We start from the raw sequence: 1583 nt of genomic DNA, 5'->3' as shown, positions 1-1583 counted from the left end.
GTTCCGCGTCGCCTCGCTCGGCAACCGCGCCGAAGCCGAGCCCGACGACGGTCCACAGCACCAGCTGGATGCCGAGCGAGGCGACGCGGAACTGCCACAGCACCGTCGCCGAGAAGTTCTCCGGCACTTCGTTGATGTCGGGCAGCGCCGCCTTCACCAGCGCGAAGACGACGAGGAAGGCGAGCCCAGCGACGATCGAGGCATTCCAGGCGCCGAGCTTGCTCCATAGCCGCTGCGCCAGGCCCACCGCCGCCACCATCGCGGCGATCGAGATGACGATCATGATGAAGAACAGTTCGGTGCGGTAGGCGATGGTTTCGGGATTGCCGACCGCGGGCGGGTTGGCCGGGTATTTGAGGCTCGGAACCACGATCACGGCAAGGAAGCCGAGCAGCGCCAGCAGCGCCGAGGTGCTGCGCGGGCCGAGCGAGCCCAGCCGGCCATAGGCATAGGCGAAGACCAGCGAGAACAGCCCGCCAAGCGCCGCGCCATAGACCAGCACGCCGGTCGCCAGACCGATGCCTGCCTGCGTGACGCGGCTGACCATCTCGGGCTCCGGCGCCTCGCCGGCGGCCTGCGCCTGCTGTTCCTCGAAGGCGATCGCCTTGTCGACCTGCGGCTCGCCATAGACGCGGGCGAAGGCGAACGCCAGAATCCCCGCCACTAGCCCGACAAGCATGCCGCGCAGCAAAAGTTTTCCGACCATGTCAGAGTCCCTTCAAGCAATTTCCCGGAAAAATTGAGCGTTTTCCGCCCGGAATTGCATTAGGCCAAATCTCAGAACGGCATCAGCGATGCCGAAGCCGCTCCAGAGCAATTCCAGGAAAAGTGTGCAACGGTTTTCCGTCCGGGATTGCGCGTCAGACCAAAACCTAGGACGGTTCAGCCTTCGCTGAACCGATCCTAATGGCAGGGGAAGCCGAGCAGGTGGCGGCCGTCATGCACGAATTCATGCACCATCGTGCCGCGGATCAGCGAGGTCGCGCCTTCTTCCGCGCCGACGAAATAGATCATCAGCATCAGCATCAGGCCGGCGAAGATTGCCCAGGGCAGAAGCTCGCGGACGGGAATCGCAACCGGGCCGTAGGTCGGGGCGAAAGTGGTGTCGGACATTTGACCTCCTGTGGGATGCTGCGTCCCGTTGATCCAACTGTGCTGCGGGATAAGGCCTGACTTTCGGCTGGTGCCGATCACAGTGGCGCGACCGTGCCGGACTCGCACCGGCTTCCAATCCCGTATAGCGCTAAAACACTTGTCAGCACTTCGTTCGCCTGTCAACGACATGTAATGGCCAACGCGGCTTCGCCTGGCCGAAATTTCACTGGACCACGGAGTTTTGGGATGTTCGCCCGCCTGACGATGATCGCAAGCGGCGCGACGCAGGCCGCGCGCAAGGGCCGCTTTCCATCGGACGAGGCGCCGGAGCCGAGCGCCTTCGACCGCGCCGGCGCGATCGCTTCGTCGCTGCGCCGGGCCGACCGCGTCTGGACAAGTCCGGCGCTCGCCGCGCGCAGGACGGCCGAGGCGCTTGGCCTTGACGCGACCGTCGAGCCGCTGCTTGCCGAGCAGGATTTCGCGCGCTG

The 1583-nt window shown here is 65.1% G+C and carries 2 protein-coding genes, 1 pseudogene and 1 riboswitch; of the genes and pseudogenes, 1 reads left to right on the top strand and 2 read right to left on the bottom strand.

Going from position 1 to position 1583, the window contains the following annotated elements:
• Both EOA27_RS35815 and EOA27_RS35810 read right to left on the bottom strand, forming a co-directional pair.
• Positions 1 to 706 (bottom strand): CbtA family protein (locus EOA27_RS35815; RefSeq protein WP_127258653.1); only part of this gene is annotated, 706 nt, incomplete at its 3' end.
• A gap of 197 nt (positions 707 to 903) precedes the next feature.
• The gene (locus EOA27_RS35810; RefSeq protein WP_042638334.1) at positions 904 to 1113 is read right to left on the bottom strand and encodes a CbtB domain-containing protein; all 210 of its coding nucleotides are present in this window, start codon (positions 1111 to 1113) and stop codon (positions 904 to 906) included.
• A riboswitch (adenosylcobalamin (AdoCbl) riboswitch) is annotated at positions 1112 to 1256 on the bottom strand. Its footprint overlaps the gene before it by 2 nt.
• Before the next feature lie 85 nt (positions 1257 to 1341).
• Here EOA27_RS35810 and EOA27_RS35805 point away from each other — a divergent pair.
• Positions 1342 to 1583 (top strand): annotated as a pseudogene (locus EOA27_RS35805) (histidine phosphatase family protein); the annotation flags it as partial.

Origin of the sequence: Mesorhizobium sp. M2A.F.Ca.ET.037.01.1.1 (genome assembly GCF_003998075.1) — a bacterium.
GTDB lineage: Bacteria > Pseudomonadota > Alphaproteobacteria > Rhizobiales > Rhizobiaceae > Mesorhizobium.
The sequence above is the reverse complement of the archived record's forward strand: the minus strand, read 5'-3'. Positions and strand labels throughout refer to the sequence as shown.

Coding starts and splice junctions, on each gene's coding strand:
- EOA27_RS35810 (WP_042638334.1), bottom strand. CDS start 1,113: ATGTCCGACACCACTTTCGCCCCGACCTACGGCCCGGTTGCGATTCCC.